General features: G+C 57.0%; 22 protein-coding genes and 1 pseudogene. 14 read left to right on the top strand and 9 right to left on the bottom strand.

Annotated elements, in window-relative coordinates; all coding sequences use genetic code 11:
• Positions 1-22 precede the first annotated feature (22 nt).
• Both H9646_RS10350 and argH read right to left on the bottom strand, forming a co-directional pair.
• On the bottom strand, positions 23-1,018 hold the full coding sequence (locus H9646_RS10350; protein WP_404813097.1) for a Bug family tripartite tricarboxylate transporter substrate binding protein: 996 nt from the start codon (positions 1,016-1,018) through the stop codon (positions 23-25).
• A 228-nt stretch (positions 1,019-1,246) separates the two neighbouring features.
• Positions 1,247-2,707: an argininosuccinate lyase gene (gene argH / locus H9646_RS10345; protein ID WP_191723304.1), complete on the bottom strand. Its 1,461-nt coding sequence runs from the start codon at positions 2,705-2,707 to the stop codon at positions 1,247-1,249.
• A gap of 52 nt (positions 2,708-2,759) precedes the next feature.
• Between argH and H9646_RS10340 the strand changes: the two genes are divergently transcribed.
• A complete protein-coding gene (locus H9646_RS10340) occupies positions 2,760-3,839 on the top strand; it encodes a sensor histidine kinase (protein WP_191723303.1) in 1,080 nt (359 codons plus the stop codon).
• Between the two features lie 31 nt (positions 3,840-3,870).
• Positions 3,871-4,656, top strand: coding sequence for a LytR/AlgR family response regulator transcription factor (locus H9646_RS10335; RefSeq protein WP_191723302.1), 786 nt, complete (start codon positions 3,871-3,873; stop codon positions 4,654-4,656).
• A 184-nt stretch (positions 4,657-4,840) separates the two neighbouring features.
• Here H9646_RS10335 and H9646_RS10330 read toward each other — a convergent pair whose 3' ends face one another.
• From H9646_RS10330 to polA, 4 genes are all read right to left on the bottom strand, one after another.
• Positions 4,841-5,656: a ZIP family metal transporter gene (locus H9646_RS10330; protein WP_191723301.1), complete on the bottom strand. Its 816-nt coding sequence runs from the start codon at positions 5,654-5,656 to the stop codon at positions 4,841-4,843.
• Positions 5,657-6,006: 350 nt separating this feature from the next.
• On the bottom strand, positions 6,007-6,324 hold the full coding sequence (locus H9646_RS10325; RefSeq protein ID WP_191723300.1) for an AzlD domain-containing protein: 318 nt from the start codon (positions 6,322-6,324) through the stop codon (positions 6,007-6,009).
• Entirely contained in the window at positions 6,321-6,992 is a 672-nt protein-coding gene (locus H9646_RS10320; RefSeq protein ID WP_225214123.1) for an AzlC family ABC transporter permease, read from the bottom strand. Before H9646_RS10320 ends, H9646_RS10325 begins: the two co-directional genes overlap by 4 nt.
• 284 nt (positions 6,993-7,276) lie before the next feature.
• Positions 7,277-10,096: a DNA polymerase I gene (gene polA / locus H9646_RS10315; protein ID WP_191723298.1), complete on the bottom strand. Its 2,820-nt coding sequence runs from the start codon at positions 10,094-10,096 to the stop codon at positions 7,277-7,279.
• Positions 10,097-10,130: 34 nt separating this feature from the next.
• Here polA and H9646_RS10310 point away from each other — a divergent pair, with 34 nt between their 5' ends.
• The 3 genes from H9646_RS10310 to H9646_RS10300 all read left to right on the top strand — a co-directional run bounded on the left by H9646_RS10310 (position 10,131) and on the right by H9646_RS10300 (position 12,464).
• A complete protein-coding gene (locus H9646_RS10310) occupies positions 10,131-10,466 on the top strand; it encodes a hypothetical protein (protein WP_191723297.1) in 336 nt (111 codons plus the stop codon).
• Positions 10,467-10,539: 73 nt separating this feature from the next.
• Positions 10,540-11,511, top strand: a complete 972-nt coding sequence (locus H9646_RS10305; protein ID WP_191723296.1) for a homoserine kinase — start codon at positions 10,540-10,542, stop codon at positions 11,509-11,511.
• Positions 11,512-11,621: 110 nt separating this feature from the next.
• Positions 11,622-12,464, top strand: coding sequence for a BPSS1780 family membrane protein (locus tag H9646_RS10300; protein WP_191723295.1), 843 nt, complete (start codon positions 11,622-11,624; stop codon positions 12,462-12,464).
• Between the two features lie 133 nt (positions 12,465-12,597).
• On the opposite strand, the gene H9646_RS10295 is transcribed toward H9646_RS10300, so the two are convergent.
• A complete protein-coding gene (locus H9646_RS10295) occupies positions 12,598-15,027 on the bottom strand; it encodes a UvrD-helicase domain-containing protein (RefSeq protein WP_191723294.1) in 2,430 nt (809 codons plus the stop codon).
• A 278-nt stretch (positions 15,028-15,305) separates the two neighbouring features.
• On the opposite strand from H9646_RS10295, the gene H9646_RS10290 reads away from it, so the two are divergent.
• The 4 genes from H9646_RS10290 to H9646_RS10275 all read left to right on the top strand — a co-directional run bounded on the left by H9646_RS10290 (position 15,306) and on the right by H9646_RS10275 (position 18,926).
• Positions 15,306-16,283, top strand: a complete 978-nt coding sequence (locus tag H9646_RS10290; RefSeq protein WP_191723293.1) for a GMP reductase — start codon at positions 15,306-15,308, stop codon at positions 16,281-16,283.
• 203 nt (positions 16,284-16,486) lie between these two features.
• Positions 16,487-17,551, top strand: a complete 1,065-nt coding sequence (locus H9646_RS10285) for a porin (RefSeq protein ID WP_191723292.1) — start codon at positions 16,487-16,489, stop codon at positions 17,549-17,551.
• A 173-nt stretch (positions 17,552-17,724) separates the two neighbouring features.
• Entirely contained in the window at positions 17,725-18,246 is a 522-nt protein-coding gene (locus H9646_RS10280; protein ID WP_191723291.1) for a GNAT family N-acetyltransferase, read from the top strand.
• Between the two features lie 53 nt (positions 18,247-18,299).
• Positions 18,300-18,926, top strand: a complete 627-nt coding sequence (locus H9646_RS10275) for a LysE family translocator (protein ID WP_191723290.1) — start codon at positions 18,300-18,302, stop codon at positions 18,924-18,926.
• Positions 18,927-19,078: 152 nt separating this feature from the next.
• On the opposite strand, the gene H9646_RS10270 is transcribed toward H9646_RS10275, so the two are convergent.
• Positions 19,079-19,666, bottom strand: a complete 588-nt coding sequence (locus H9646_RS10270) for a TetR/AcrR family transcriptional regulator (protein WP_191723289.1) — start codon at positions 19,664-19,666, stop codon at positions 19,079-19,081.
• Positions 19,667-19,802: 136 nt separating this feature from the next.
• Here H9646_RS10270 and H9646_RS10265 point away from each other — a divergent pair, with 136 nt between their 5' ends.
• The 5 genes from H9646_RS10265 (at position 19,803) to H9646_RS10245 (ending at position 23,846) form a co-directional block, all read left to right on the top strand.
• The gene (locus H9646_RS10265) at positions 19,803-21,008 is read left to right on the top strand and encodes an MFS transporter (RefSeq protein WP_191723288.1); all 1,206 of its coding nucleotides are present in this window, start codon (positions 19,803-19,805) and stop codon (positions 21,006-21,008) included.
• Between the two features lie 226 nt (positions 21,009-21,234).
• Positions 21,235-22,251 carry an MFS transporter gene (locus H9646_RS10260; RefSeq protein WP_404813096.1) on the top strand — a complete coding sequence of 339 codons (1,017 nt, stop codon included), beginning with the start codon at positions 21,235-21,237 and terminating at the stop codon, positions 22,249-22,251.
• A 183-nt stretch (positions 22,252-22,434) separates the two neighbouring features.
• Positions 22,435-22,638: a hypothetical protein gene (locus H9646_RS10255; RefSeq protein WP_191723286.1), complete on the top strand. Its 204-nt coding sequence runs from the start codon at positions 22,435-22,437 to the stop codon at positions 22,636-22,638.
• Positions 22,639-22,681: 43 nt separating this feature from the next.
• Positions 22,682-23,161: a methyltransferase family protein gene (locus H9646_RS10250; RefSeq protein WP_191723285.1), complete on the top strand. Its 480-nt coding sequence runs from the start codon at positions 22,682-22,684 to the stop codon at positions 23,159-23,161.
• A 52-nt stretch (positions 23,162-23,213) separates the two neighbouring features.
• Positions 23,214-23,846, top strand: coding sequence for a LysE family translocator (locus H9646_RS10245; RefSeq protein WP_191723659.1), 633 nt, complete (start codon positions 23,214-23,216; stop codon positions 23,844-23,846).
• 232 nt (positions 23,847-24,078) lie between these two features.
• Here H9646_RS10245 and H9646_RS10240 read toward each other — a convergent pair.
• A pseudogene (locus H9646_RS10240) lies at positions 24,079-24,183 on the bottom strand (electron transfer flavoprotein subunit alpha/FixB family protein); the annotation flags it as partial.

Raw genomic sequence — 24,183 nt, 5'->3', positions numbered from 1 at the left:
GCACCCACAATGCTATGGCGATTTACTGAGGTTTGAAGCCACTTTCGCTGATGATGCGCGTCCAGACTGCCGTGTAAGTCCGCTCACGCTGCGCCAATTGCGCAGGTGTCATTGAATCTACCACCAAGCCGATCGCCTCTAGCTGCTGACGAATGTGCGGCTCCCGCACGCTGTCTGCCAAGGCTTTGGAAAACCGCTGCGTGAATGCTGCAGGCACGCCTTTGGGGGCATAAATACCGTAGTACGGCATGTCTTCCAAGCCTTTGAGACCTAGCTCCGAGAAGGTGGGCACTTGCGGCAACATGGGCTGGCGCTTGCCACCCAGTACTGCCAGCACACGCAATTTGCCTTCCTGGTGGTAATTCACAAAGTCTTGCACTGAGCCAATGCCAGCTTCAATCTGGCGACCCAGCATGTCCCCGATCATGGGGGCACTGCCCTTGTATGGGATGGCAATCAGATCCAGCTGATAACGGTTGGCAATTTGCTTGACCAAGAACTCTGGCGTGGACGCCGGTGCCGGAATACCCACCGCACTGCGGCCACCCGCAGCTTGACGCACCCAGTCCAGATATTCCTCAAAAGTCTTGGCTGGATGCAGGGCCGATACTGCAAACGTATTCACAAATGAGGCAAAGCCCCCCACAGGCTCAAAATCGAGTGCCGGATCAAACCCTGCATGGCGCACCACCTGCGGCAAGATGGAGATGCTGTGGTCATGCGTCAAGAACAGCGTTGTGCCATCAGCCACCGAGGCTTTGAGTTGCTGCGCCGCAATCTGCCCGCCCGCACCGGGCTTGTTTTCAATGATGACCGTGCGCCCCAAGCGCTGGCTCAGCGGCTCCTGGAGCAAACGTGCAATCACGTCTGTGCCCCCGCCGGGTGGAAAACCAACCAGGATGCGCACAGGTTTGTCTGCAGCCCACGCCCAGCGGCCCCCTGCCACGCTGGCTGTAGCCAGCAGCGCTGCTTGGGCAGCAGTTTGGGCAAGGAATCGACGACGTGAAGCGTGGGTCACTAATTTCTCCAGCAGTTAAAAATAAAAGCAGCCATACACGGCCATCTGCTAGCTTATCAGTCGAAAAACGCAAAAATTCTACAAAAAACATAGCAAATCGTGATGCACCCATTCGCCACTTAATGCACACAATCTCTGCAAGCAAGGCACCAACAAAGAAAAAGGGACGCCTTCAGCGTCCCTTTTTCTTGATGTTTCAATCCGCTCGATCAAGCAAAAACGTCGCGGTCATCCCGCCAAACGTGCGCGGTGCTTGGCCAGTTGAATGCGAACTTGCGCAGGCGCAGTGCCACCCAGGGTATTGCGTGCGTTGAGTGAACCCTCCAGGCTCAGCACCTCAAACACATCAGCCTCTACGCTGGGGTTGAAGGACTGCAGCTCCGCCAGAGGCAGCTCGCTCAAGTCCACGCCCTTGGCGCTGGCCAGCTTCACGGCGTGGGCCACAGTTTCGTGGGCATCGCGGAAAGGCAGGCCCTTCTTGACCAGGTAGTCCGCCAGATCGGTGGCGGTGGCGTAGCCCTTCAAGGCAGCAGCGCGCATATTGGCCGCGTTGACGGTGATACCGCCTTCTTTGGCGCCAGTGGCTGGATTGACCTGACCGCCCATCATTTCAGCAAAGATGCGCAGCGTGTCCTTCAGGGTGTCCACGGTGTCAAACAGCGGCTCTTTGTCTTCCTGATTGTCCTTGTTGTAGGCCAGAGGCTGTCCCTTCATCAAAGTAATCAAGCCCATCAGGTGGCCCACTACGCGGCCTGTTTTGCCACGCGCCAGCTCAGGCACATCGGGATTTTTCTTCTGGGGCATGATGGACGAGCCCGTTGTGAAACGGTCGGCAATCTTGATAAAGCCAAAGTTCTGGCTCATCCAGATGATCAGCTCTTCCGACAAGCGGCTCACGTGCACCATGCACAGCGAAGCGGCAGCCGAGAATTCGATGGCGAAGTCACGGTCACTGACACCGTCCAGCGAGTTTTGCGACACGCCTTCCATCCCCAGCGTCTTTGCAACACGCTCACGGTCCAGCGGGTAAGTGGTACCAGCCAAGGCGGCAGAGCCCAGAGGTAAAACGTTCACGCGCTTGCGCACGTCCAGCATGCGTTCAGCGTCGCGCTTGAACATTTCAACGTAAGCCAGCATGTGGTGGCCAAAGCTCACAGGCTGCGCCACTTGCAAGTGGGTAAAGCCGGGCAGGATGACTTCTACGTTCTTTTCGGCCACTTCCACCAGAGACAGCTGCAGCTCTTTGAGCAGACCTTCGATCAGATCGATCTCGTCGCGCAACCACAGGCGTACATCGGTGGCCACCTGGTCATTGCGGCTACGGCCCGTGTGCAGGCGCTTGCCCGCATCGCCCACCAAAGCCGTCAGGCGCGCTTCAATGTTCAAGTGCACATCTTCCAGATCCAGCTTCCACTCAAAAGCGCCAGATTCGATTTCTTGCTTGATTTGCGCCATGCCTTTTTGGATGGAGGCATAGTCGTCCTGACCAATCACGCCTTGCGCAGCCAGCATTTCTGCATGGGCCAAGCTGCCCGTGATATCAGCCTTCCACATGCGCTGATCAAAGAAAACGCTGGAGGTATAACGCTTGACCAAATCGCTCATTGGCTCAGAAAACAACGCTGACCACGCCTGAGCCTTGGTGTCGAGCTGGTTTTGGGAGGGCTGTGTGTTGGTGTTATCAGACATGGGAGGGCAGAATTTCCAATTACGACTGACACCCGGAACACCCGGATGCCCTATGCACAAGCCGCAAATTTTATCGAGCCAATCGCCTTCTTTCGAATCTTCGGATACGACAACCCCTCAGCCTAGTGCAGCGCTACCTGTTTTAATTTTTGACGCCTGCCATCTGGGCGTAGTTTTGCGCGCTGTACTGGGGGTGGAAGTGGCTCTGGCTGTTGCGTCGCTTTACGCCAGTCCGAATGCCCGGGAATGGCTTCTGCACACCGCCTGGCTGACCAGTGGAGGGCTGCCAGGCACTTTAGTGTGGCTGCTCATGGCCTGCAGCCTTAAGCGCGCCCTGCACCGCATGGATGGTCCGCACCAATACGCCACCGGTATCGCGCTGGGCGTGGTTGCAGGTCTTTACGCCACAGCCATGCTGGCTATCACTGGCGATGTAGGGCGCATGCACTGGCTGGCCAATGCCGTCGCAGGCGGGCTGATGGCCGCCGTCATTGTGGGCTACCTGGTGCTGCGCGCCGAGGGCCGCACCCCTGCAGCCACCAAAGCACAGCTCACGGCGCTGCAAGCGCACATACGACCGCACTTTCTGTTCAACGCCCTCAACAGTGCCATCGCGCTGGTGCGCGAAAACCCCGCTAAAGCAGAGCGGCTACTGGAAGACCTGAGTGATTTATTTCGAGCCACGCTGCAAGACCCGCGCAGCACTATTGCACTGCACGAAGAAATTGAACTGGCCCAACGCTATCTCGACATCGAGCAAATTCGTTTCGGCAATCGGCTGCAGGTGGAGTGGGACCTAGATCCCGCTACCCTGAATGTCGGTTTGCCACCACTTCTCCTGCAGCCCTTGGTAGAAAACGCTGTCAAACATGGGGTGGAACCCTCAATCATTGGCGCGAAAGTAACAATCTCAGCGCGACTCTTACGAAAAAAATCCATTTTGTTATGCGTCACCAATACACTGAGTGCATCGAGACGCCAAGGAGACAAGGCTGCAGCTACCAAAGGTCAGGGCATGGCCCTTGCTAACGTAGAGCGGCGTTTGCGCTTATTGCACGATGTTCAGGCAACGTTCAGTGCAGTGCAAAAAGATGATGTTTTTGAAGTTCGAATCTCTCTGCCGTCCAGTTAAGTACATAACCATAACCATCCGGAGATAAGAGATGCATGTGCTGATCGTCGATGATGAACTGTTGGCCCGTAACCGTTTGCGAGTCTTGTTGAGCGAATGCGAAGACCCCTCTTCTCCATTCATCGTCGAAGAAGCAGCGAATGTGGCCCATGCCCAAGACTTCCTGCAACGCACTGAGCTGCCTGTGGATGTTGTCTTGCTCGACATTCAGATGCCTGGCCCTGACGGCATGGTTCTGGCGCAAATGCTGCGCAATATGAACCCCGCTCCGGCTATTGTCTTCGTCACCGCTCATTCCATGTACGCCGCTGGCGCGTTTGAAGTGGATGCTGTGGATTACCTTACCAAGCCCGTGCGGCTGGAGCGACTGCAGCAAGCCATTGCAAAAATTCGGCGCATGCGTGCTTTGCAAGGCACCACCAACACAACCGATAGCGCCCCTGCACTGGTCATTCGAGACCGCGGCCGCGCCGAACGTGTGCCATTGCACCAGATCGTGTACCTCAAGGCCGAACAAAAGTACGTCACCGTGCGCACGGCATCACGCACGTTCATCCTGGATAGTTCACTCAGTGAGCTGGAACACCGCTTTCCCAATCAGTTTGTGCGCATTCACCGCAACGCCCTGGTCAACCCTGCGCAAATGCGTGTGCTGGAAAAAAATTACACCGATGAAGAAGGCGAATGCTGGGCCATGCGCCTGCACGGTGTTCCAGAGATTTTGCAAGTGTCTCGCCGTCAGCTGTCTTCTGTGCGCTCTGCCATTCAAGGCGTCTTGCGCAACAGCACACACACCCAGCAAGCCGAGCCTGCCTGAACGCCACTAGAGCGCCCCCCAGCAAGACGAAGACATGTACCGCGCAGCAGACAGCTACAGCACACAGGTACGCCAGGCTATGAAGCAGCCACGTACCAAGGGTCGCGCTAACGGATTGGAAAGCGTACAGCGCAAAAAAATGGCACCAATGGGTGCCATTTTTGAATGCGCCGCACGCCACTTGTCAGTGCGCGTGGCCACCGTGTGCCAAGCCACTGACCACTGTCACCAACACAATCCCGGTAACCAGCCACACCACTTGCACCAGAGTTTCTTTGGCTGACAGGCGTTTTTGCAACTGAGGGATCAAGTCAGACAGCGCCACATAGACAAAACTGCTGGATGCCACCACCAGAAAATACGGCAAGGACTCGGCCAGACGGCCCACCAGGAAATAGCCGGTAATTCCGCCCAGAGCCGTCACAGCACCCGCCAAGGAAACTTTCAGCAAAGCCAGGCTCTTATGGCTGCTGTTGCGCAGCACCACCAAGTCACCAATATGGTGAGGCACTTCGTGGGCCAGGACAGAAACGGCCGCAATCAGCCCCAGGCGCATATCCGCCACAAAGGCAGAGGCAATCAGGATGCCATCGCCAAAGCAATGCACGCTGTCGCCTGTCAGCAAAGACCAGCCACCGCTTTTATGACTGTGCTGGTGGGTATGCCCGCCGTGGTGATGGGCGTGATCATGGTCAGGCGGCTCATGCTGGTGCTCATGGCCGTGGTGCCAAAGCTCGGCTTTGGTCAGTAGAAAGAAAAATACCACGCCAATGAGCAGCGTCATGAATAAATCATGGGCACTGGCTTCGCTGTTGAAAGCTTCTGGCAATAAATGCATGAAAGCCGTTGCCAGCAACGCGCCCGCTGAAAGACTCAATAGACCTTGCTGAGCGCGGTCACTTTGGTTTTTCCCAAAGCCGGCTTTCAGAAGAAAGTTAGCCACCCAGACGCTTCCGATCCCGGAAGCCAGAGTAGCCAAAATAATGGCGACCAATGTCATAGCAAATGTTTTCTCTCAGGCCTGTGGCCTCAACTGCGCAGTATTTTCTCTAAACAGGTCAAGACTTGCTGCGCGCCTTGCTGCTGACTGAGTTGTTCCAGTGGGTGCTTTTCACTGCCCCAGTCTCCCGCTCTAAACAGCCTACACAAGCTGTCAAGGGGGTACAGAGAAAAAATGCGTCCCTGCAAGGCGATGCATTCACCGCACTTGCTGCCGTGATGTGGTCATGGAAACTGGCAAATGAGAATCATATCCATTGCTGCAGGTGCTGCGCCCATAATCGTGGTTTGAACTCCCTGCCTCACCGTGTTGAGGTGCGCAGCACCACAAGGCAGCGCTGCCCGCTGATGCTACCCCTGCATCAGCCAGCGGGTGATGCCCGCACTGGCAGCCCCCAGCAGCACCACCAGTAAAAACGGAGCCCGTAGCCACAAAGCAACGCCCGCTACCACCAAAGCTGCCAATCGCGCATCTGCCACCAGCACTGTGCCTGCTGCGAACGTATTCATCACGGTCAAGGCCGCCAGCAAAGCCACGGTCATGGATGCCGCCACTTGCGCCATTCTGGGGCTTTGCAGCCACCGTGCAGGGACGGCATACCCTGCCAGCTTCAACGCAAAGGCAGCGGCACTTGCCAGCACAATCCAGTGCCACAGATCCAGACTCATAAGGCCTCCTCGGTGCTCAAACCAGCGGTTTGCGCGACCGCGCTGCGCCACCAGCCCCATGCGGCGCCTACCACGGCAGCCACCAAAATTGGCAAGCCAGGTGCCAGCAAAGGCACAGCCAAAGCCGTCAGCACTCCGCACAGCACAGCCAGTGCCACGGGCTCACGCTGCTGCAAACGGGGCCACAGCAGGCCAAGAAAAGCCGCTACCGCCGCACCATCCAGGCCCCACTGGCGCGGATCACCCAAAGCATCGCCCAGCCAGGCACCCACAAAAGTGAAGACGTTCCACAGCACAAACACACCGACACCCGCTGTCCAGAAACCGCGGCTTTGCTCTGCAGCATCGATCTGCCCCGATGCTGTTGCGGCCGATTCATCGATCGTGACCTGTGCAGCCAGATATTTGCGCCAGCCCTTGGGCTGCAGCATCCGGTTCATCTGCATGCCGTAGACCGCGTTGCGCACCCCCAGCAACGTGGCTGCACCCAATGCGGCCGATCCAGCCCCCCCGCCAGCAATCACGCCAATAAAGGCGAATTGCGACCCCCCTGTAAACATCAGCGCACTCAGGGCCATGGTCTGCCAGATGCTCAGACCTGCAGCGACTGCCAGAGCACCAAAGGAAATGCCATACAGGCCCGTAGCCACCGATATGGAAAGCCCCATACGTACCGCAGGCGTGAGAGATGACGGCCTTATGAATGTGTTTTGCAAATGAGACATTTAAAAATATAGCTATTAAGGCAGCCTATACGGGCGATTTCATATGAAAAGTATCTGAAAACATTTATCAGTAAGCGTTAGGTGCTCTTTTATTATTCAACGCATTTTCAGATCGATGCCACCAGCTCGTGGCTCACACAGCAATCTACGCATAAAAAAGCCGACCTTTGGCCGACTTTTTTATAGCAGATGCCCCCTTCTGGCAGAGCATCTTTGGAGACAACGGCTCAATGAGCCTTTTCCCAGTTCTCGCCCACGCCCACTTCTGCCAGCAGCGGCACTGACAGCTCAGCCACGCTGGCCATCACGCCCGGAATGTGCGCGCGCACCCAGCCCTCTTCCGCAGCCGGCAGCTCAAACACCAATTCATCGTGCACCTGCATGATGACCTGAATATTCGGCTTTTCTGCATCCAGCTTGGCCTGCACGGCAACCATGGCTTTTTTGATCAGATCCGCCGCAGTTCCTTGCATGGGGGCATTGATCGCCGCACGCTCCGCCGCTTTCTTGCGTGGGCCACTGCCTCCGTTAATTTCAGGCAGGTACAGGCGACGGCCAAAGACGGTCTCCACATAGCCTTGGGCGTGCGCCAGCTCGACGGTTTCATCCATGTAGCGCTTAACGCCGGGGTAGCGCTGGAAGTATTTATCGATGTACGCCGCTGCGGCCTTGGTTTCAATGCCCAGGTTCTTGGCCAGGCCAAAGCTGCTCATGCCGTAGATCAGGCCAAAGTTAATCACCTTGGCATAGCGGCGCTGCTCGCTGCTGACGGCATCCACGTTCACCCCAAACACCTCCGCTGCAGTGGCCTTGTGCACGTCAAGACCATTTTTGAAGGCGTTGAGCAAAGCTTCATCGCCCGACAGGTGGGCCATGATGCGCAGCTCAATTTGCGAGTAATCAGCGCTGGCAATCAGCTTGCCTTCAGGGGCCACAAAGGCTTCACGCACACGCCGCCCTTCAGGGGTACGCACCGGAATGTTCTGCAAATTTGGGTCATTGCTGGACAAACGCCCAGTCACTGCCACGGCCTGCGCATAGTGCGTGTGCACACGGCCAGTGCGTGCAATGGCCATTTGCGCCAGCTTGTCGGTGTAAGTGCCCTTGAGCTTGGACAGCGAGCGGTGCTCCAGCAACTTGGCGGGCAGCGGGTAGTCTTCTGCCAGCTTTTCCAGCACTTCTTCATCCGTGCTGCGCGCACCGGTCGCCGTTTTCTTGACAACGGGCATGCCCAGCTTGTCAAAGAAAATTTCGCCCAGTTGCTTGGGACTGGACAGATTGAAGGTCTGGCCTGCAATCTCATACGCCTCGTTTTCCAGCTGCAAGATGCGTGCGCCCAAATCATTGCTCTGGCGCGCCAGCGCACCGGCGTCAATGCGTACGCCATTGCGCTCAATGCGAAACAGCGCTTCGCTGGTCGCAATTTCCAGTTCATAGATGTGGCGCAGCTTGGCATCGTTTTCCAGCTGCGGCCACAGCACGCCATGCACATCCAGCGTCTGGTCAGAGTCTTCACACGAATACGCGGCCGCCTTGTCCACGGCCACCTGTGCAAACGGAATTTGTCCTTTGCCCTTGCCGCACAGGTCTTCGTAAGTCATTCCGGTGCGGTTCACGTGGCGCAGCGCCAGGCTGGTCAGGTTGTGCGGGCGGTGCACTTCCAGCACATAGCTTTGCAGCATGGTGTCGTGTGCATAGCCGCGCACGCTGATGCCGTGGTTGGCAAACACGTGCTGGTCGTACTTGACGTTCTGGCCCAGCTTTTTCATGCTGGGGTTTTCCAGCCAGGGCTTGAGGCGCTCCAGCACCATGGTCAAAGGCAGTTGCTCAGGCACATCCATGCCTTCGTGGCGCAGCGGAATATAGGCAGCTTCGCCCACCTGCACGCTGAAAGAGATGCCAACAATCTGCGCCAGCATTTCATCCAGCGAATCCGTTTCCGTATCAATCGCGGTCAGCGTGGCTGCTTGAATTTTCCCCAGCCACTGGTCCAGCTGTGCCTCGGTCAGGATGGTGGTGTAGACCACGTCACGCTGCTGCGCCGCCACAGCCACTTCGGTTGCGGCGGCATCATCTGCATCAAACATATCGCCCTGGGGCGAGGGCGGAGCAGCTTTGGCCTTGGCTGCAGCGGCAGGGGCTGACGCCTCTGGCGCCGGCACGCCCAGCGTACGCGCCAGTCCCTTGAAGCCATATTGCTCGTAAAAGGGCATCAGGCCTGCGGCATCAGGCTCGTCCAGCGTGATGTCATCAAACGCAGGCAGGCCGGGCACATGCTCTGCCAAATCACAGTCGGTTTTCATGGTCACCAGCTGGCGGCTCAACGCCAGCTGGCCACTGGCAATCGCTTCGCGCAAGTTGTTGCCTGCCACGCCCTTGATGGCGTCGGCATGGGCAATCAGATTGTCCAGCGTGCCGTACTCTTCCAGCCACTTGGCAGCGGTCTTCGGGCCCACCTTGGTCACGCCAGGCACGTTGTCCACGGTGTCGCCAATCAGCGCCTGAAAGTCGATCATCTTCTCGGGCGGCACACCAAACTCAGTGGTCACCCCTGCCACATCACGGCGCTTGCCGTTCATGGTGTCGATGATGGTGATACGTTCATTGACGAGCTGGGAAAGGTCTTTGTCGCCGCTGGAGACGATCACGTTCATGCCCTGCGCAGCCGCCATGTTCGCCAGCGTGGCGATCACATCATCAGCTTCTACGCCCGGCACGGCCACCACTTTCCAGCCCAGCAGATCCACCACCGTGTGGATGGGCTCGATCTGACTGCGCAGATCGTCTGGCATGGGTGAGCGTGTGGCCTTGTACTCGGTGTACATGGCATCGCGAAAGGTGGGACCGCTGGCGTCGAACACGCACACTGCGTAATCCGCCACCACTTCTTTGCGCAGCGCCTGCATCATATTGATCATGCCCCGGATGGCGCCCGTAGCCGGGCTGCTGGGGTCTCCGGGCACAGCCCGCAGGTCGGGCATAGCGTGGTAGGCGCGGTACAGATAGCTGGATCCGTCTACCAGCACCAGTGTCTTGGAATTGCTCATAGCTGGAATTGTGCCTGCCCTCTACAATTTAGGTATGCGCGCAGCCACCATCATCCTCACCTCCTTCCTGGCCGTAGCCCCCGTGCTGGCACAGGACAAGGGCGAAAACTCGCCCCAACCCAATGCACAAGCTTCAGAGCAGCTGCAAAATACGGAGCAAAAGGGCGATAAACGCAATCAACGTATTGAGCGCATTCGCGTCGAAGACGAAGGCAGCCGTGTGGACGAATTGCGTGTCGGTGGCGAAACCAAGAACATTACCGTTCAACCCAAGGTGGGTAATTTGCCTGCTTACGAGGTGCAACCTCAGAACGCTGAAGGTGCCGACGGCACCAATGGCCGCCGCGTCTGGCGCGCTCTGCAGTTCTAAGCCCCCTCTTTTTTCCTCACCTGCTGTCGCGCAATCGCCGCAGCAGGCTTTTTTCTTTCTTTCATCCTGAGCGATGGCCGTTTTTACCGAAGTTTCTGACAAAGACGCGCGCGATTTACTGCGCCGCGTTCCCCTGGGCCAGCTCACCGAGCTGCGTGGCATTCAAGGTGGCATTGAAAACACCAACTACTTCCTGACAACAGATCAAGGGGAGTGGGTACTCACATTATTTGAGCGCCTGACTGCCGAACAGTTGCCCTTTTATCTCTATCTGATGAAACACCTGGCGCATGCAGGCATTCCGGTGCCCGACCCACAGGCAGATGCAAAGAGTGGCGACATCTTGCACAAAGTCTGCGGCAAGCCCGCGGCCATCGTGCAAAAACTGCGCGGCAAAAGCCAGTTGCAGCCTCAGCCCGTGCACTGTGCGGCAGTGGGCGACATGCTGGCGCGTATGCACCTGGCTGGGCGCAATTACGACCGCGAGCAACCCAACCTTCGCGGCCTGCCCTGGTGGAACGAGACAGCGCCCGTGGTATTGCCACACCTGGAGCCTGCCACTGCCGAGCTGCTGCAGTCCGAGCTGGCCTTTCAGAACCACACGGCCGCATCCAGCGCCTACCAGGCCCTGCCCCGCGGCCCCGTACACGCCGACCTGTTTCGCGACAACGTCATGTTTGAAGGTGAAACACTCACCGGCTTTTTTGACTTTTACTTTGCCGGCGTAGATTCTTTCCTGTTTGACCTGTGCGTGTGTCTGAACGACTGGTGCATTGACCATGCCACCGGTGCACACGATGCCGCCAAGGCACAGGCCATGCTGGATGCCTATCAGGCCGTGCGCCCGCTGCAAGCTGCGGAGCGCCAGCTGTTCAACGCCATGCTGCGCGCTGGCGCACTGCGGTTTTGGATTTCACGTCTGTGGGACTTTTATCTGCCTCGTGAAGCTGCCATGCTGGTGCCTCACGACCCCACCCACTTTGAGCGGGTGCTGCGCCAGCGCGTGGCCTACCCTGCAACGCTAGCCCACCCGCTGACAGCGTAAGCTCAAGCCACAGCAGCCCCACGCCACACTCTGCTGGTGAGGTGTGGGGTACAGTTCAGCAGATCGCAAGCGCTGCTTTGAGTGGCTTTTTTCTTGCGTACCACACAGACATGAAACTTCATATCGTTCCTGCCAGCACAGGCCTGCAATGGGTCAAGCTGGGCATGCAAACCTTCTGGCGCCAGCCCATGGCACTGACTGCACTGCTGTTTCTCAGCATGGCAGCCGTGTCGCTGATTGGCATGCTGCCCGTCATTGGCCCCTACATTGCCCTCGTTCTCATGCCCTCGGTATTTCTGATCATGATGCTGGGCGCAGCAGAGGCCTCTCAAGACCGTATTCCACGCCCCAGCCTGGTCATTGCCCCCTTTCGTGGCGACAACCCACGCACCAAGGCTCTGGCCATTCTGGGCGTTTTCTACGCCGTAGGCATCATGCTGATCGTGGCGCTGACCTCGCTGTTTGACGACGGCAGTCTGGCCCGCCTGTCTCTGAGCAACGAGCCCATTACCCCCGAAATGGCTGAAGAGCTGGTGCAGCAGCCCGGTTTTCACATTGCCCTGTGGGGCGGCTTTTTTCTCTACAACCTGCTGGCCATGCTGATGTGGCATGCACCGGCCCTGGTGCAATGGCATGGCGTGTCTCCCGTCAAAGCGGTGTTCTTCAGCGTTGTTGCCTGTGTACGCAATTTCCGCGCTTTTTTCATCTATGCCATTGGCTGGCTGGGTCTGGCCATTGGTGCAGGTCTTGCACTGTCACTGATCACCGTGGTTCTGTCCTTGCTGCTGGGCTCTGCTGTGGCACTGGCAGCCAATATTTTGACCGTCATGCTGGGCATGGCCTTGGTCACCATGTTCCTGACCTCTGCCGTCTTCACCTTCCGTGACTGCTTCTCGCCACCCGACGAAGAGCGCACTTTGCACGTGGACGATGTCACCTACGACTACAAATAAGCGGCACAAGCCGCAATAAAAAAGGGACGCCTTCAGCGTCCCTTTTTTATTGCTCTATCTGTCTGCTTCATTTGAGCCGCTCACACCACCCAGCAAGGCTTTGGTGTGTGTTGGAGGTGATGGCCAGCGGGTCTTAATCCACGATAGTCAGCTTGGCAATGGCCAGCGCCAGCCACTTGGCTCCATGGCGCGGGAAGTTGATGTGCGCCCGCGCATCATCACCCGCCCCTTCCACAGCCAGTACCTTGCCTTCGCCAAACTTGGTGTGAAACACCGTCAGGCCCTTGGCAATGCCGTGCGCGGGGGCAGCCTTCTGGGCTGGCACCACCGGGTTGGCAAACACTTCAGGGCCTTTGGGGCTATATGCACCAAATTGACCTCTGGCACCCGACTGCCAACCGCTGCCCGCTGCGCTCTTAGGCGCAAAACTGCCAAAGCCGCCCCTGGCGCTGATCCACTTGAGTGCGCTCTCGGGCAACTCATCAATAAACCGGCTGGGCAGATTGAACGTGGTTCGCCCATGCAGCATGCGACTTTGTGAGTGGCTCAGGTACAGGCGCTTGCGTGCCCGGGTGATAGCCACATACATCAGGCGGCGTTCTTCTTCCAGACCACCACGGTCACTCATGGCGTTTTCGTGCGGAAACAAGCCTTCTTCCAGGCCACCAATGAACACCACATCAAACTCCAGCCCCTTGCTGGCGTGTACTGTCATCATTTGCACCGCATCCTGACCAGCTTGGGCCTGGTTGTCGCCGGCCTCCAGCGCCGCATGCACCAAAAAGGCTTGCAGCGGCGAGAGGGTTTCGCCCGTCTCTGCATCTGTGCCATTCAGGGGCAGGTCCAGCACCGGCAAGCTGGTATCCAAGCCTTGGCTGGCAGGGCTTTGCGTCAGCGGAGCACCCGTTTCATCCATGGGCAGCGCCACCGCATCCTTGCCAAAACCTTCTTGCGTCACAAAGCTTTCGGCCGCGTTGATCAACTCTTTCAAGTTCTCGATGCGGTCCTGGCCTTCTTTTTCCGTGCCGTAGTGGTCAATCAAGCCGCTGACTTCCAGCATCCGCTCAATGGTCTGGCGCAATGTCTTGCCTTCTGCTTCTTCGCGCAGCACATCCATCTTGGCCACAAAGCCTTGCAGCTTGGTGCCTGCTGCGCCACCTACGGCCGTTACCGCGTCGTTCAGCGAGCACCCGGCAGCACGTGCGGTTTCCTGCAGCGTCTCTACGCTGCGAGCGCCAATGCCACGCGCAGGAAAGTTCACCACGCGCATAAAGCTGGTGTCGTCGTGCGGATTTTCAATCAGCCGCAAATAGGCGAGTGCATGCTTGATTTCAGCGCGCTCAAAAAACCGCTGGCCGCCATACACCCGGTAAGGAATGCCTGCGTTGAACAGCTTGCTTTCAATCACCCGGCTTTGCGCATTGCTGCGGTACAAAATGGCGATTTCCTGGCGGCTGTAGCCGTCGTTGCGCACCAGATCCTTGATCTCTCCCACGATCCAGCTGGCTTCATCCAGATCGGTGGGTGACTCCATCACACGCACCGGCTCGCCCGCACCCTGATCAGTGCGCAGGTTCTTACCCAGGCGCTGGCTGTTGTGCTCGATCAGCGCATTGGCACTGTCCAGAATATTGCCGTAGCTGCGGTAGTTCTGCTCCAGCTTGATCTGGTGCTGCACATCAAACTCGCGCACAAAGTCGCTCATATTGCCCACACGCGCACCACGGAAGGCATAGATGCTCTGGTCATCGTCCCCCACGGCCAGCACGCTGCTGGTAGATTGCATCTTGCCGTTGACAAATTCGCCCGCCAGCTGCTTGAGCCATGCGTACTGCAGCTTGTTGGTGTCCTGAAACTCGTCGACCAGCAAAAACCGAAAACGCTGCTGGTAATGGGCGCGCAACGCAGCGTCATCGCGTAACAGTTCAAAACTGCGCAGCATCAGCTCACCAAAGTCCACCACCCCTTCGCGCTGGCATTGCGCCTCGTACAGCGCGTACAGCTCTACCTTCTTTTTCGTATCAGGATCGGCCACCGGCACATCCTGCGGGCGCATGCCCTCTTCCTTGCAGCCTGCAATGAACCACGTCAGTTGCTTGGGCGGAAAGCGTTCATCGTCTACACCGTACTGCTTGCACAGGCGTTTGACCGCAGACAGCTGGTCCTGTGTATCCAGAATCTGGAAGGTGGCTGGCAGGCCAGCGGCCACATGGTGGGCACGCAGCAAACGGTTGCACAGACCGTGGAAGGTGCCAATCCACATGCCGCGCACGTTGTAAGGCAGCATGGCAGACAGTCGTGCCGTCATCTCCTTGGCTGCCTTGTTTGTAAACGTCACGGCCATGATGCCGCCGGGCGAGACCTGCCCTGTTTGCAGCAGCCATGCAATGCGCGTAGTGAGCACCCGGGTCTTGCCCGAACCAGCACCTGCCAGCACCAGTGCATGGCCCTGTGGCAACGTCACAGCGGCACGCTGTTCGTCATTCAGCCCTTGCAGCAGGGGTGAATTCTGAGAAGAAGGCGTGCCACCATGGGCACCGTCAAGCAAGTCGATTGGGAACATCCTCGCATTGTAGGAAGTGTGAACCACCCCAGGCACGGACAAGTGCATCCCGCCGCACAGCGGTATATGCCTGCGCATACACCGCTCATTCGAACATGCATGCACCAAGGGTATGCCAGCACATATAGAATCAATCACCGGGCCCAAGTTTTTGTGGTCCGGTTTTTTTTGGCCGCAATTTGCTTGCCTGCCAAAAAACCGGCCTCCAGACCAAGCGCCTACTTTGAAAATTGAGGCGGGTGAGATTCCCGCCGTGACCTTTCTGGAGCTTGGAAATCATGGAAATCTTCGACTACGACAACGTACTGCTGCTGCCCCGCAAGTGCCGCGTGGAAAGCCGCTCGGAATGCAATGCCAGCGTTGAGCTGGGTGGCCGCACCTTCCGCCTGCCCGTCGTACCCGCCAACATGAAAACCGTGTTGGACGAGAAGATCTGCAAATTCTTGGCGCAACACGGCTATTTCTACGTGATGCACCGCTTTGACATCGACAACGTCCTGTTCACCAAGGCCATGCAGTCGCAAGGCCTGTTTGCGTCGATCTCTCTGGGCGTCAAAGCAGCGGACTACGCCATCGTGGACCGCTTTGTGGCCGACGACATCTGCCCCGAGTACATCACCATCGACATCGCCCACGGCCATGCCGACAGCGTCAAGAACATGATTCAGTACATCAAGGCCAAGATCCCCGCAGCCTTCGTGATTGCTGGCAACGTGGCCACCCCTGAAGCCGTGATCGATCTGGAAGCCTGGGGCGCTGACGCCACCAAGGTGGGCGTAGGCCCCGGCAAGGTGTGCATCACCAAGCTCAAGACCGGCTTTGGCACAGGCGGCTGGCAGCTGTCGGCCCTGAAGTGGTGCGCACGCGTGGCCACCAAGCCCATCATTGCTGATGGCGGCATCCGCAGCCACGGTGACATTGCCAAGAGCATCCGCTTTGGTGCCACCATGGTGATGATTGGTTCGCTGTTTGCAGGCCATGAGGAATCCCCCGGCAAGACCGTGGAAGTGAATGGCGAGCTGTTCAAGGAATACTACGGCTCGGCGTCCGACTTCAACAAGGGCGAGTACAAGCACGTCGAAGGCAAGCGCATCCTGGAACCCGTCAAGGGCCCGCTGATGAATACGCTGATCGAGATGGAGCAGGATGTGCAATCGTCCATCAGCTACTCCGGCGGCACCAAATTGCTGGACATCCGCAAGGTCAACTACGTCATCTTGGGCGGTGACAACGCTGGTGAACACCTGCTGATGTAAATCTGCGCAACCGCATCCCCACCAAAGCTGCCTGAGGGCAGCTTTTTTAATGCCTGCCTGCAGCCTCCATAGAGCTCAAAACATCTTGATCACGGCATTAACAGCATGCAAAAAACTGCAACAATCTGTTAAATCAATGAACTTCAATTTGCCAGAAAACACAAAAAAATCTGCAAGTTAACCTCTCAGATTGGAGTTTCCAGATGAAGACAATGAAGAAAAAACTCATCGCTTCCCTGCCCTTTCTGGCTGCAGCTGCAGCGGGCTCTGCATTTGCACAATCGTCCCTCACGCTGTTTGGCAACGTAGATGCTGCTGCCACGGTGATCGATGGGCAAAACACATGGTCTGGCCTGAAATCGGGTGGCAACAAAGACAGCTACTTTGGCCTGCGCGGCGTGGAAGACCTGGGTGGCGGTCTCAAGGCACAGTTCTGGCTGGAATCCGGCATCAACGCAGACTCTGGCTCTGGTGACTCGGGCAACGGCCTCGACTTCAAGCGTCGCGCCACCATCGGGCTGAAAGGCAATTTTGGTGAAGTGAACGTGGGCCGAGACGAAACCGCAGCTTACAAAGCCATGAAACGCTATGACGTCTTCAAACACTCGGGCATCGGCGGCTCGCAAGCCTGGGGCATTGGCAACAACGACGACAAGCGCAAAGACAACCTGATCGGTTATGTCTCGCCCAGCTTTGGCGGTGTGACTTTGTCTGCCAACTACGCTTTCGGTGAAACCAACCACAGCACCTGGAAAACCAAGGCTTACTACGACGCAGCCGTTTCATACGATCAGGGACCATGGTCTGCCAGCTTGGCGGTGGAGCAGCAAAACAACGTCGACTTCACGGGAGCCAACATCCGTCAGCGGACCTACGCACTGGGCAGCAGCTATGACTTTGGCAGCATCAAGCTGACTGGCGCATACCGCCAAGCACGCAACACGCCAGCAGGCTTGTCTACCGTCAAGAACGAGACTTACTCGCTGGGTACAGCCCTGCCCGTGGGGGCAGCCGGTGTGGTGAAGGCCTCATATAACCACTACCGCTACCAGCCCGTAGGGGTAGCTACCAAGCTCAAGGCCGACCAGCTCTCTCTGGGCTATGAGCACCACCTGTCCAAGCGCACAGCACTGTACGGCACCTACTCATTCCTGAAGAACAAGGACTACAGCGCTGCGATGGGCGGCATGAGTCTGGAGCCTGCAGCACTGCTGAGCGACAGCGGCAAGCAGCATGGCTTGCAGGTGGGTCTGCGTCACACCTTCTAAGGTGCGACTTTCTGGTGGGGAAGGGAGCCTTTTTGAGGCACCTTCTCTGCATGAACATAGCTTCTAACGCCGCATAAACAAGCGTTAGAAGCTATTTTTCTACCCCCCAGCTGACTCATTGCAGCCACCCGCCCCGATATGCCCGCTTCGCCTTCAAATGCACAATCGCTGCCATGTCTGAAACTTTGAACCTTGCCAGGCCACCCCAGTTGCTGCTGCGCCCCGCCACAGCGCAGGACTTGCCGCAACTGATTGCCATTGAAAACGCCTGCTTCAGCCCGCAAGAGGCTGCGACCCCCGCCGCATTTGCCCTGCGCCTGCAACGCATTCCCGATTGTTTTTGGGTGGCGCAGCTGCATGGACAAGTCATTGGACTGATCAACGGCCCTGTAGTGGCCGAACGCTATATCCGCGACGAGCTGTTCAAACAATTGAACGCCAGCCCCGCAACTGGCGGTCACCAGACCGTACTGGGTCTGGCCGTACACCCAGCGCACCGCAAGCTGGGTATTGGCCGCCTGCTGCTGTCCCAGCTGGAAACCGTTGCCCACACAGCACAGCGAGAGACGGTGACACTGACGTGCCTGCAAGACCGTGTGCCGTTTTATGAGGCCTTAGGCTATGTGAACGAGGGTGCATCAGCATCCGTGCATGCCGCACAGGTCTGGCTGAACATGGTCAAGCCGCTGCGGTAAGCGGCATCCCCACTTGATACCCGTTGCAGCCATCTAGAGGCTCAAAAGAAACCATGATTGACTTGTCAACGCTAGCCGGATTCGTGGCCATCGTGATCGGCCTTTTCCTCATACCAGGGCCCGCTGTCCTGCTTGTCTTCAGTAGAACCCTTGAAGGTGGACGCAATGTCGGCATTGCGACGGGACTTGGCATTGCTGCAGGGGACTTTGTTCACACGCTTTTTGCTGCAGTCGGCCTCTCTGCATTGCTGATGACCTCCGCTCTGGCTTTCAGCGCTGTGAAGTACCTGGGTGCGGCTTATCTGATTTATCTGGGTGTGCGCACATTCATGGCCAAGCCCCAAAGTGCCACCTTACCCGAAGTCACACCCATAAAGGCTGGACGCGCTTTTCTAGAAGCAATTCCTGCTGAAGTCTTGAACCCTAAAACCGCACTTTTTTTCCTGGCCTTCCTGCCGCAGTTTGTTCAACCAGGCTCAGGCTCTGGTTTTACTCAGTTCATGGTGCTAGGCCTCATATTTGTGGCACTTAGCGCCGTCTATTCCAGCCTCCTGGCGCTCTCGGTCAAGCCATTGAGCCGAGCACTGAAAAGTTTGGGCAGATTTAGCCGCTGGCAAGGTAAAACGATTGGAGCCATCTACGTGGCTCTGGGCTTGAAGGTCGCCTTTCAAGAGCGTTAGTGCATCAGCGGAGAAATCTGCACATGGCTGCGAACTGCGCACTGATACACGCTCGCTCACAACCCAGAGCAGTCATTAAGACTGGCGTTCACAGCCGCAGCAGCGCAACTGATTTCACATCTATCAGGCATCAAATCGCTGCCCTGCGCGTTTTATTGTTTTGCACGTAACCCGCGCAGCAGCAGCTCCAATGCGGCGATTGCACGGTCCAGACGATCATCACCGTGCTCCCCATCCGCAATCCAGAATGCCGCTTCCGCCAAGCTGCCATAAATCAGTGAAGCCAACACTTGGGCATCGACTTGAACAACCACACCTTGGCTAATCAGCTCCTCCAGCTGATCGCGCATAGATTCAACGCAGTGTCGCTGTGATTGGGGTGTGGCCCCTCCCAATACAGCCTTGGCATCGCGCAGCACAATCCGCTGGTACTCAGGCTCTATGGCCATTTCCAGGTAAGCGCGGCAACGACTGCAAAAACCTTCCCACGGATCTTTTGCAGCATTGGAGATCGATGCAAGCCGCACATCCATCTCTGCATCAATGTGCTCGACAACAGCTGTCAGCAACCCTTTTTTATCGCCGAAGTGGTGATAGAGCGCACCACGCGTAAGGCCCGCCTGGGCCGTGAGGTCGTCCATCGATGTGGCTGCATAGCCGTATTCGCTGAATACCTTGCGAGCAGTTGCCAGCAGGGTTGCACGTGTTTCTTCCATGTCGGCACGGGTACGACGAACCATCAACTTTCTCCTTACATACGAGGTGGATGATTATTTACATTCATTGCGTATGTAAATATGATTTATTCATACGACTTGTATGTATTGTCTGCGCACCAAACCTTCCCGGCAAGCGTGCGTCTTTTAGGAGAGCGAGATGGATAACCCATACCGAGAACTGTTTGAAGCGCCAGAGGCCAGGGCATTTGTACTGGCAGGCCTGCTGGCCAGACTCGCGTTGCCCATGACAGGCATTGGCATCATCACCATGCTTGCACAGCTCAGGGACAGCTACTCCCTAGCAGGAGCGGTTTCAGCGACTGTCGTGCTGACCTACGCATTGCTGTCACCACAGGTCTCTCGCATGGTTGACCGGTACGGGCAACGAAGCGTGCTGCCGTATGCCACCGTTACTTGCGTCATCGGGATGCTGTGCCTGCTGGCAGCGTCCTGGTGGGCAGCACCAGACTGGACGCTTTTCCTCAGTGCCGTGCTGGTTGGCTGCATGCCAAGCATGTCAGCCATGGTGCGTGCACGATGGACTGCCTTGTACAAAGGACAGCCACGCCTGCAAACGGCCTATGCATTGGAGACCGTACTCGACGAAGTCAGTTTCATTGTTGGCCCGCCCTTGTCTGTTGGACTTGCAGTCGCTGCATTTCCACAGGCCGGTGTGCTGGCGGCGGCGTTATTGCTGCTGGCAGGCATGTACGCGTTGATTGCACAGCGCAACACAGAGCCGCCAATTGATGCGAATGCGAACACCACGCGTGCAACGAAATCGGTGATGCGTTGCCCCAAGATGCAGCTGCTTGCAGTGATGGTCGGGGCCATGGGCGTCATCGTGGGCACCGTGGATGTCGTCAGTGTGGCCTTCGCAGCAGCGCTTGGGCAGCCAGTGATGGCCAGCCTCGTCCTGTCGGCGTATGCCGCTGGGTCATGTGCAGCTGGACTGCTCTTTGGCGCCCATCGACCACAAGTGTCCTTGCATCGCCTGCTGCTGTGGGGCGGGGTTGCAACGGCTGCCTCCACCATCCCCTTGCTGTGGGTGAACCACATTGCAGCGCTGGCCTGCGTCGTACTGGTGGCAGGAATGTGCTTCGCTCCAACCCTGATTGTTGCCATGTCACTGGTCGAAAAGCTGGTGCCAGCACAACGCCTGACGGAGGGGATGACCTGGCTGCTTGCAAGCCTGAATGCAGGCGTGGCATTAGGCGCTGCAAGCTCTGGCCATTTGGTAGATGGCAACGGCACTCAAGCTGGTTTTTCTGTTGCCTTAGCGGCTGGGCTTGTGGTGGCTACAGCAGCACTGTGGGCCTGCCGGAGCCTGCCAGCGCACAGCCCGGCAATCACTGCCGTTTGACCACAGTCTTTCTGACTTTCCATTAAAGGAATCATTCCTGATGCTCGCTTTGAACTCATTGCCTGGTCTTTCGGCCCCGCGCTCCTGGCTGGCCGTCAGTGCAGCAGCCCTTGCCACATTCTCCGTAGTGACCACTGAAATGCTGCCTGTAGGCCTGCTGACTTCGATTGCAGGCAGTCTTGGCAGCACGACGGGGAGCACTGGTCTGGTGATTTCGCTGCCTGCTTTGCTGGCAGCCTTGTTTGCGCCGATGGTGGTCATCGCTGCCGCTGGAATGGATCGGCGCCAGCTGCTGTGCGGCTTACTGATGCTTCTGGTGCTTGCCAACATCGCGTCTGCATTGGCTCCCAGCCTTGAATGGATGCTGATCGCACGTGTGCTGGTGGGCCTATGCATAGGCGGCATCTGGGCGATTGCAGGTGGACTGGCCGCCCGGCTTGTGCCAGCTTCATCGATTGGGTTGGCCACGTCCATTATCTTTGGTGGCGTTGCGGCTGCTTCGGTATTAGGCGTGCCTCTGGGCGCGTGGATCGGAGACATGCTTGGTTGGCGATGGGCTTTTGTCTGCATGGCCGTGCTGAGCGCAGTCGTGCTCCTGCTTCATATGGTCTTTCTTCCACCGCTTGCAGCAAACAACGTGGCAACCGTGCGCCAGTTTAGAAAGCTATTGACCGTTCGTTCGGTCCAGATGGGACTGTGCTTGACACTGCTGCTGGTGGCTGGGCATTTTGCTGCATTTACCTTTGTACAGCCCCTGCTTCTGTCCGTATCAGGATTCGAGGCGCGGTGGATGGGTGTGTTGCTGTTCGTGTATGGCATGGCAGGCATTGCAGGCAATTTTCTCGCCGGCACTGTGGCTGCACGTCATACGCTGCCAACACTGACAGTGATTACCTTGGGCCTGCTTTGGGTGCCGTTGATGCTCCTGGCAGTTGGTGATTCGCAGATGGGTGGTGGCTCGGTCCTGCTGATTTGGGGACTGGTCTATGGGGGTGTTTCCGTGGGATTGATGACCTGGATGATGAAGGTGGCACCTCAGGCGTTGGAAGTTGTGACAGCGCTTTATGTTGCCGTATTCAACATCGGCATTGCTCTGGGCGCATGGGTGGGAGGCAAGGTCGTTGACGACATGGGCTTGACTGCCAACCTCTGGCTTACAGCCACGCTCGCGGCAGGCGCCGCGCTGGTAGTGTTCAGCATGACTCAATCGAAACAAACGCCTGGCGTGTCAGCCAAGGGCTAGCCATAAGGCTAATTGAGCGCATAGCCTCGGCCAAAGTGGCTCGATTTGAATAGTCTGAAGTTGGCTGTTTTGGTATCAAGCTCTGCTTGATTCAGGGCTTGAAGGGCGCCATCTAAGAGCGTTAGTGCATGCCATCACACCAGCCCACTTGCTCAGCCATGTCTGTGCTGTTGCTCGCGGGCATTGAAAGCACATCCCTTCAATGAAGGTAGGGTCAAGCTGCTTGCCTTAGAGCACATCTGTGCTGGCATCACTGCCGGGAAAGCAGCCACCTTGTCCTTCGCGCAGCAACAGGGCCTGCCCGACTCGAGATTGACCATGCCTGTTGTTCAAGGAACAGCAGAAAAAGCACGCACCATGCATGGCGTTGACATTGAAGTAACTTAAATCTTTAAGGTGCTCGCACAGAAATTAATAGTTTGACCTTCATATGCCTGCTCAATCCCCGCCGACGAAGAATTCCTGGCTATCTCTGCGCATACCCCCCGTTGCACTCTGCGCTTTGTGCGCGATCGCAATGTGGCTCCTTCCCAGCGTCCTAGCGATCGCTATTCCAGAAGCATGGATCATCGCCCTGGTGCTGGCGGCAATCGGGGGGATGCTGTGCATTGCAGGCCTTTTAGCGTTTCGCAGTGCAAAGACCACCGTCAACCCGATCCATCCAGCAGCGTCTACCGCACTGGTGGTGCGAGGGGTTTATCGATGGACGCGCAACCCTATGTACCTCGGCTTCGCATTGCTTTTGCTGGCCTTCGCCTTGTGGCTGGGCAAGTTGTCTGCGTTACTTGCTGTGCCGCTGTTCATGGCCTATTTGCAGCATTTTCAGATACGTCCCGAGGAAGATGCCTTGCGCCAGCGATTTGGAGCATCGTTTGACACTTATCGACAACAGGTTCGGCGCTGGCTATAAGCAACTTGAATCTGCTAACGTTTCACCGGAAATCTCCCGGCGCTGTACAACGATGTCTTTAGAAACTTTGCTTTTCTTCATTCCCGCATGCTTTGCTCTCAACATGGCTCCGGGGCCTAATAACTTGCTATCTGTGGCAAACGCCACTCGCCATGGATTCTGGGTTGCCTCAATAGCAGGAGCCGGCCGACTGCTTGCATTCATTGGCATGATTGCTATTTCAGCGACTGGTCTTGCTGCAGTATTGCAAGCATCACTGGCCGGGTTCTATGTCATCAAACTGATTGGAGCTGCTTATCTCTTTTATCTGGCCTTTCAGTTGTGGCGCGCCAAGCCACAGGGTCAAGAGATAAACAACACTCATGCAACTGCCAGCCTCTTTACCCTCGCGCGGCAGGAGTTTCTGGTTGCTGCAGGCAACCCCAAGGCGATTCTTATCTTTACGGCTTTCCTGCCTCAGTTCATAGATATTGCAGAGCCCGCCACACCACAATTTTTCACTTTAGGCACTGTTTTCTTGTTTTTAGAGTGGCTCGCGATTGCTGCATACGCCTGCCTCGGAAGTCATCTTAGGAAGTGGTTTGTGGAGCCCCGAAGCAAGCAAATCTTTAACCGTATATGCGCCTCATTGCTCGGAGCTGCCGGGCTGGGCCTGCTGCTCGCTCGGCGTTCAACTGCGGTTTAGTCAACGCTTATGACGACAGTTTTTGTCTGTGAACTCAAGCGGTCGATACAGCGGATTCGCTAAACATCTCCGCCGGGGTTTTGTTCCCTGGCAAGAACAACGCAATAAAAAACCAACCACCAGAACTGAAATTCGGTATTGAATGCAGAGTCAGCAAGCGCTGCTGACTGTGAAAAAAAAAGGAGCCTCAAAGGCTCCTTTTTCACATGCAGTTGAAAGACTGAAAATTTCTTTACAGCTTGCCCACCATCTCAGGCACAGCCACAAACAAGTCAGCCTCCAGGCCATAGTCGGCCACCGAGAAGATCGGTGCTTCCGCATCCTTGTTGATCGCCAC

The organism is Comamonas avium (assembly GCF_014836675.1).
Classification (GTDB): Bacteria; Pseudomonadota; Gammaproteobacteria; order Burkholderiales; family Burkholderiaceae_C; genus Comamonas; species Comamonas avium.
The sequence above is the reverse complement of the archived record's forward strand: the minus strand, read 5'-3'. Positions and strand labels throughout refer to the sequence as shown.

What these genes read in the sequence shown, in the direction of transcription:
- H9646_RS10305 (WP_191723296.1), top strand. Translation starts at nt 10,540, where the DNA reads ATGGCCGTTTTTACCGAAGTTTCTGACAAAGACGCGCGCGATTTACTG.
- H9646_RS10265 (WP_191723288.1), top strand. Translation starts at nt 19,803, where the DNA reads ATGGATAACCCATACCGAGAACTGTTTGAAGCGCCAGAGGCCAGGGCA.
- H9646_RS10310 (WP_191723297.1), top strand. Translation starts at nt 10,131, where the DNA reads ATGCGCGCAGCCACCATCATCCTCACCTCCTTCCTGGCCGTAGCCCCC.
- H9646_RS10285 (WP_191723292.1), top strand. Translation starts at nt 16,487, where the DNA reads ATGAAGACAATGAAGAAAAAACTCATCGCTTCCCTGCCCTTTCTGGCT.
- H9646_RS10295 (WP_191723294.1), bottom strand. Translation starts at nt 15,027, where the DNA reads ATGTTCCCAATCGACTTGCTTGACGGTGCCCATGGTGGCACGCCTTCT.
- polA (WP_191723298.1), bottom strand. Translation starts at nt 10,096, where the DNA reads ATGAGCAATTCCAAGACACTGGTGCTGGTAGACGGATCCAGCTATCTG.
- H9646_RS10270 (WP_191723289.1), bottom strand. Translation starts at nt 19,666, where the DNA reads ATGGTTCGTCGTACCCGTGCCGACATGGAAGAAACACGTGCAACCCTG.
- H9646_RS10280 (WP_191723291.1), top strand. Translation starts at nt 17,725, where the DNA reads ATGTCTGAAACTTTGAACCTTGCCAGGCCACCCCAGTTGCTGCTGCGC.
- H9646_RS10340 (WP_191723303.1), top strand. Translation starts at nt 2,760, where the DNA reads ATGCACAAGCCGCAAATTTTATCGAGCCAATCGCCTTCTTTCGAATCT.
- H9646_RS10290 (WP_191723293.1), top strand. Translation starts at nt 15,306, where the DNA reads ATGGAAATCTTCGACTACGACAACGTACTGCTGCTGCCCCGCAAGTGC.
- H9646_RS10245 (WP_191723659.1), top strand. Translation starts at nt 23,214, where the DNA reads ATGTCTTTAGAAACTTTGCTTTTCTTCATTCCCGCATGCTTTGCTCTC.
- H9646_RS10330 (WP_191723301.1), bottom strand. Translation starts at nt 5,656, where the DNA reads ATGACATTGGTCGCCATTATTTTGGCTACTCTGGCTTCCGGGATCGGA.
- argH (WP_191723304.1), bottom strand. Translation starts at nt 2,707, where the DNA reads ATGTCTGATAACACCAACACACAGCCCTCCCAAAACCAGCTCGACACC.
- H9646_RS10275 (WP_191723290.1), top strand. Translation starts at nt 18,300, where the DNA reads ATGATTGACTTGTCAACGCTAGCCGGATTCGTGGCCATCGTGATCGGC.
- H9646_RS10335 (WP_191723302.1), top strand. Translation starts at nt 3,871, where the DNA reads ATGCATGTGCTGATCGTCGATGATGAACTGTTGGCCCGTAACCGTTTG.
- H9646_RS10250 (WP_191723285.1), top strand. Translation starts at nt 22,682, where the DNA reads ATGCCTGCTCAATCCCCGCCGACGAAGAATTCCTGGCTATCTCTGCGC.
- H9646_RS10325 (WP_191723300.1), bottom strand. Translation starts at nt 6,324, where the DNA reads ATGAGTCTGGATCTGTGGCACTGGATTGTGCTGGCAAGTGCCGCTGCC.
- H9646_RS10320 (WP_225214123.1), bottom strand. Translation starts at nt 6,992, where the DNA reads ATGGGGCTTTCCATATCGGTGGCTACGGGCCTGTATGGCATTTCCTTT.
- H9646_RS10300 (WP_191723295.1), top strand. Translation starts at nt 11,622, where the DNA reads ATGAAACTTCATATCGTTCCTGCCAGCACAGGCCTGCAATGGGTCAAG.